Origin of the sequence: Streptomyces sp. NRRL WC-3549, from assembly GCF_000721935.1 — a bacterium.
Lineage (GTDB): Bacteria > Actinomycetota > Actinomycetes > Streptomycetales > Streptomycetaceae > Streptomyces.
Map to the genome: position 1 here is coordinate 29,552 of NZ_KL585440.1, position 5,472 is coordinate 35,023.

4 protein-coding genes and 1 pseudogene are annotated in these 5,472 nt (G+C 72.6%); 3 read left to right on the forward strand and 2 right to left on the reverse strand.

What is annotated here, in order from left to right; translation table 11 throughout:
* Positions 1 to 617: MFS transporter (locus IH13_RS0132995; protein ID WP_158791454.1), on the forward strand; the 617-nt coding region annotated here is incomplete at its 5' end.
* Between the two features lie 87 nt (positions 618 to 704).
* Here the strand turns inward: IH13_RS0132995 and IH13_RS0133000 are convergent.
* Positions 705 to 2,075 (reverse strand): purine-cytosine permease family protein, encoded by a 1,371-nt coding sequence (locus tag IH13_RS0133000; RefSeq protein WP_031090276.1) that lies wholly within the window; start codon positions 2,073 to 2,075, stop codon positions 705 to 707.
* Between the two features lie 123 nt (positions 2,076 to 2,198).
* Here IH13_RS0133000 and ftsY point away from each other — a divergent pair, with 123 nt between their 5' ends.
* Entirely contained in the window at positions 2,199 to 3,404 is a 1,206-nt protein-coding gene (gene ftsY, locus IH13_RS0133005) for a signal recognition particle-docking protein FtsY (RefSeq protein ID WP_031090279.1), read from the forward strand.
* 65 nt (positions 3,405 to 3,469) lie between these two features.
* On the opposite strand, the gene IH13_RS0133010 is transcribed toward ftsY, so the two are convergent.
* Positions 3,470 to 4,117: a bifunctional DNA primase/polymerase gene (locus IH13_RS0133010; RefSeq protein ID WP_031090280.1), complete on the reverse strand. Its 648-nt coding sequence runs from the start codon at positions 4,115 to 4,117 to the stop codon at positions 3,470 to 3,472.
* Between the two features lie 436 nt (positions 4,118 to 4,553).
* Here IH13_RS0133010 and IH13_RS39175 point away from each other — a divergent pair.
* Positions 4,554 to 5,472, forward strand: a pseudogene (locus IH13_RS39175) (hypothetical protein); the annotation flags it as partial.

Sequence of the window (5,472 nt, forward strand, 5' to 3'; positions counted from 1 at the left end):
TGGCTTCCCTGCCGATCGTCTGGGTCGGTATCGGCCTGTCGGTCTTCCAGCAGCTCGTCGGCATCAACGTGGCCTTCTACTACTCGGCGACGCTGTGGCAGTCCGTGGGCATCGACCCGACGGACTCCTTCTTCTACTCGTTCACCACGTCGATCATCAACATCATCGGTACCGTGATCGCGATGATCATGGTGGACCGGATCGGCCGCCGGCCCCTCGCGCTCATCGGGTCGACCGGTATGGCCGTCGCGCTGGCGTTCGAGGCGTGGGCCTTCTCCGCCGACCTGGTCGACGGCAAGCTGCCGACCACCCAGGGCACGGTGGCCCTGATCGCCGCCCACGTGTTCGTGCTCTTCTTCGCCCTGTCGTGGGGTGTCGTCGTCTGGGTCTTCCTCGGCGAGATGTTCCCCAACCGCCTCCGGGCCGCCGCGCTCGGTGTCGCCGCGTCCGCGCAGTGGATCGCCAACTGGGCCATCACCGCGAGCTTCCCGAGCCTCGCCGACTGGAACCTCTCGGGTACCTACATCATCTACGCCTGCTTCGCCGCGCTCTCGATCCCCTTCGTGCTCAAGTTCGTGAAGGAGACCAAGGGCAAGGCGCTGGAGGAGATGGGCTGATCCCCGCTGTCCCTCTCCTCGTCGAGGAGCGCTGCCCCGGCCCGGCACCCGTCGGGCCGGGGCAGCGCCCGGTCGTGCGCCGACCCGTCACGCCCGGCGGGCCGGGCGCCGCAGCAGCGCGTACATCCCCGCCGCGACGAGCACCGTGGCCGCCCAGCCCAGGCCGTTGCGCCCGATCCAGGTGGCCGCGAACGGGCCGGTCAGCCATCGCGCGCGGATGAACAGCAGCCCCACCACCAGGGCGGTGGCCCAGGCGGTCACGGCGGGCAGGCGGAACCCGGCGGTGTACCAGTAGGCGCTGCCCGGGGTGGTGTCCATCAACGCCTCCGCGTCGTACACGCGTCCGCAGAGCAGGTCCACGCCGAACACCCCGATCCAGGCGGAGAAGGTCACGCCGAGCAGGGCCAGGAACGCGAGGAAGGCGTCGAGGAAGCCCGCCGCCACCACCATCAGCCACCCGCCGAGCACGACGCTGATCAGGGCGTTCACGCCCACCGCCCAAGTGCGCGGGACGGCGAGGCCGAGCGTCTGGGCGGTGAAGCCCGCCGAGTACATCGACATCGCGTTGATCATCACCATGCCGGCCACCGCGATCAGCAGGTACGGCACCGAGATCCACACCGGCAGCAGCTCCCCGATGAAGGCCACCGGGTCCCTCGTGACGGCCAGGTCCGGCGCGCCCACCGCCATCACCGCGCCCATCGTCACCATCGGGGCCACGGTGACCACGGCGCCCGCCACGGTGGCGCCGACCATCGCCCGGGCGGACGCCGAACGCGGCAGGTAACGGGCGAAGTCCGGGGCGGACGGGACCCAGCTGATCCCGCCGGCGGCCAGCGTCCCGATGCCGGCGACCGTCATCGCCGCCGGACCCGCCGGCCGGTCCAGGACGGCCCGCCACGGTGTGCCGGCGACCAGATGGGCCAGGACGAGGAGGCTGGCGCCGCCGAAGAGGTACGCCGACGCCCCGCAGCAGATCCGTACCGCGCGGAAGCCGAGCCCCGAGACCAGGAACCCGGCGGCGACGAAGGCGCCCAGGGTCGTCAGGGCGAGCGCGTCCGTACGCCGGACGTCCAGGACGAGGCCGAACACGGCCAGCAGGGCGTAGGCGCCGGTGACGGCGTTGACGGTCTCCCACCCCCAGCGGGCCACCCACAGCAGGGCGCCGGGCAGCAGATTGCCGCGCTGCCCGAAGACCGCGCGCGACAGGGCCATGCCCGGGGCACCTCCGCGCTTCCCGGCGACGGAGACCAGGCCGACCAGCCCGAACGCGAGCAGAGGGGCCGTCACCGCGACGGTCAGCACCTGCCAGAAGTTGAGGCCGTTGAAGACGGTGAGCCCGGCGCCCACCGTCAGCAGCAGGACCGTCATGTTGGCCGTCACCCAGGTGGGGAAGAGGGCGCGGACCCGGCCGGTGCGCTCGTCGTCGGGGACGGGGTCCAGGCCGCGGTTCTCCACGCGCAGCAGCGTACCGCGATGGCACCTTTTACCCCCAAAAGGTGCATAACCTCTGCGTGGTCGGTCCGGGTGCCGTCCCGGAACACCGCCCGGGCCACGGCTGTGGCCGATACTGGACGGGTTATGGAAATCGTCATCCTTGCTGTAGTCATCGCCCTGGTCGCGGTCGGCCTGATCAGCGGGCTCGTGGTCAGCAGCCGCAAGAAGAAGCAGCTGCCGCCCTCGGCGCCGTCGAGCACGCCGACCCTCACTCCTCCCGCCGAGCCCCGTGTCGGCGAGGAAGCCGAGACGCCGCGCGACGAAGCGCGGCGCACCGTCGAGGAGGTCGGTCTCCCCGGCGCCGGTACCCCCGTCGAGGAGGAGCCGGTCGTCCTCGAACCGGAGGCCCCCGCGCTGGAGGTCCCCGAGCCCACCGCCGGCCGGCTGGTGCGCCTGCGCGCCCGGCTCGCCCGCTCGCAGAACTCCCTCGGGAAGGGGCTGCTCGCCCTCCTGTCCCGCGACAACCTCGACGAGGACACCTGGGAGGAGATCGAGGACACGCTCCTGACGGCCGACGTCGGCGTGGCCCCCACCCAGGAACTGGTGGAGCGGCTGCGCGAGCGGGTCCGGGTCCTCGGCACCCGTACGCCCGAGGAGCTGCGCGCGCTGCTGCGCGAGGAGCTCGTCACCCTGCTCGGTCCCGACTTCGACCGCGAGGTGAAGACCGAGGGCGGTGCCGAGACTCCGGGCGTCGTCATGGTCGTCGGGGTCAACGGCACCGGCAAGACCACCACGACGGGGAAGCTCGCCCGGGTGCTGGTCGCCGACGGCCGCAGCGTCGTGCTCGGCGCCGCGGACACCTTCCGCGCCGCCGCCGCCGACCAGCTCCAGACCTGGGGCGAGCGCGTCGGGGCACGTACCGTCCGCGGCCCTGAGGGCGGCGACCCCGCCTCGATCGCCTTCGACGCCGTCAAGGAGGGCATCGCCGAGGGCGCCGACGTGGTGCTCATCGACACCGCGGGCCGGCTCCACACCAAGACCGGCCTCATGGACGAGCTCGGCAAGGTGAAGCGGGTCGTCGAGAAGCACGGGCCGCTCGACGAGGTCCTTCTGGTCCTCGACGCCACGACCGGTCAGAACGGCCTGGTGCAGGCCCGTGTCTTCGCCGAGGTCGTCGACATCACCGGCATCGTCCTGACCAAGCTGGACGGCACGGCCAAGGGCGGCATCGTCATCGCCGTCCAGCGCGAGCTGGGCGTCCCGGTCAAGCTCATCGGCCTCGGCGAGGGGCCGGACGACCTCGCCCCGTTCGAGCCGGGAGCCTTCGTCGACGCGTTGATCGGCGACTGACCGCACCGGCCCGGGATCGCCGGAAGGGCGGTGGACCCCGCAGGGGGCTCACCGCCCTTCGGCCGTCACAGGCGGTGGCATATGTACGCCAGGGTGCCCAGCAGCAGCCGCGCGTGCGGGGGAGCGACCGAGGCGTCCGGCGGTGGCGGGCGCAGCCAGCGGACCGGGCCGAGGCCGCCGAGGTCCGAGGGCGGGGCCGTGACGAAGGTCCCCGGGCCCAGGGCGCGCAGGTCCAGGTCCGCGTCGTCCCAGCCCATCCGGTAGAGCAGCCCGGGCAGCTGGGCCGCGGCGCCGGGCGCGACGAAGAACTGCGTACGGCCGGCCGGTGTCAGCGTCACCGGCCCGAGCGGCAGGCCCATCCGCTCCATCCTGACCAGCGCGCGCCGGCCGGGCGCCTCCGGGACGTCGAGCACGTCGAACGCACGGCCCACCGGGAGCAGTAACGAGGCGCCCGGCACCTCGGCCCAGGCGTCCGTGGCCGCGCGGAGGGTGGCGCCCGCGGGGACCTCCAGGGAGAAGTCCAGCGGGTGGGCGCCCGGGGCGGCGCAGGCGCCGTCCCCGCAGGAGCAGACCCCTGCCGCGGCCCGGGTGCCCGGGACGACGGCCCAGCCCCGGAATCCTGTGTACTCGGCCACCGCGGTCGCCCCGGCCGCACGGCCGCGGCGCCGCGATCCGGAGCGCATCTCGCGGATGCCGCCGATCGTGAAGCCCATGCCCCCTCCAACGGGTCGGACTCACCGGTGGTTACGAGTGACGGCCCGGAGCGCCGAAACGTCTCCCCGTCGCCGCCGGCGGTTGTGTGGTGCGCGGAGGAGGCGCAGGGGGGTGCGCGTCACGCCTGCGCGCGCCCCTGAATGCTTCACTCCGCTTGCTGCTGATCGCGCTCTGTCAAGTGAATCGCGCCTGGTGCCCGGTGCGTTCATCCGAAGGGGTGGCGAATGGTGGCGTTTCCGTTACCCCCTCGCCTCGGCGGTGAGCGAGGCGTTACTGTCGGTACCCGAGCCTGCAATTGCATGTGCGTCCGTGGGTATGCCACGGGCAACCGGATTCCCCGTCGCGATGATGGGCGACCGCCGTACGGACGGCGCCGGGCCACGGCATTCTGGTAGAGGTTCGCGCGAAGGATTCCAGCGGGATGGGGGCGTTCCAGTGAGTGGCAGCGGCGCAGGCGTGGCGAATGCCGGAAAGCGCCCGAACGGGCAGCTCGGCTCGTGGTTCGTGCGCAGCGGGTGGTCCAAGGGCGAGCTCGCCCGCCAGGTGAACCGCCGGGCCCGCCAGATGGGCGCCCACCACGTCAGCACCGACACCTCCCGGGTGCGGCGCTGGCTCGACGGCGAGCAGCCGCGCGAACCCATTCCGCGCATCCTCTCCGAGCTCTTCTCCGAACGCTTCGGCACCGTCGTCCCCGTCGAGGACCTCGGACTGCGCTCCCCCCACCAGTCACCTTCGGTGGCAGGGGTCGACCTGCCCTGGGCGGGCCCGCAGACCGTGGCGCTGCTCAGCGAGTTCTCCCGCAGCGACCTGATGCTGGCACGGCGCGGCTTCCTCGGCAGCTCGCTGGCCCTGGCCGCCGGCCCCGCCCTCATCGAACCCATGCAGCGCTGGCTGGTGCCCGTCACCCCCACCGGCCGGCCGGAGGCGGAGCAGAAGAACGACTCCTCCCGCCCCTCCAAACTCTCCCGGCCCGAGCTGGACCTGCTGGAGTCCACCACCGCGATGTTCCGGCAGTGGGACGCCCAGTGCGGCGGCGGACTGCGCCGCAAGGCCGTCGTGGGCCAGCTCCACGAGGTCACCGACCTCTTACAGGAACCCCATCCCGAGGCGACCGCCAAGCGCCTCTTCCGCTGCGCCGCCGAACTGGCCGAGCTCGCCGGGTGGATGAGCTACGACGTGGGGCTTCAGCCCACCGCCCAGAAGTACTTCGTGCTCGCCCTGCACGCGGCCAAGGAGGCCGGGGACAAGCCGCTCGGCTCCTACATCCTGTCCAGCATGAGCCGCCAGATGATCCACCTCGGCCGGCCCGACGACGCCCTCGAACTCATCCACCTCGCCCAGTACGGCAGCCGCG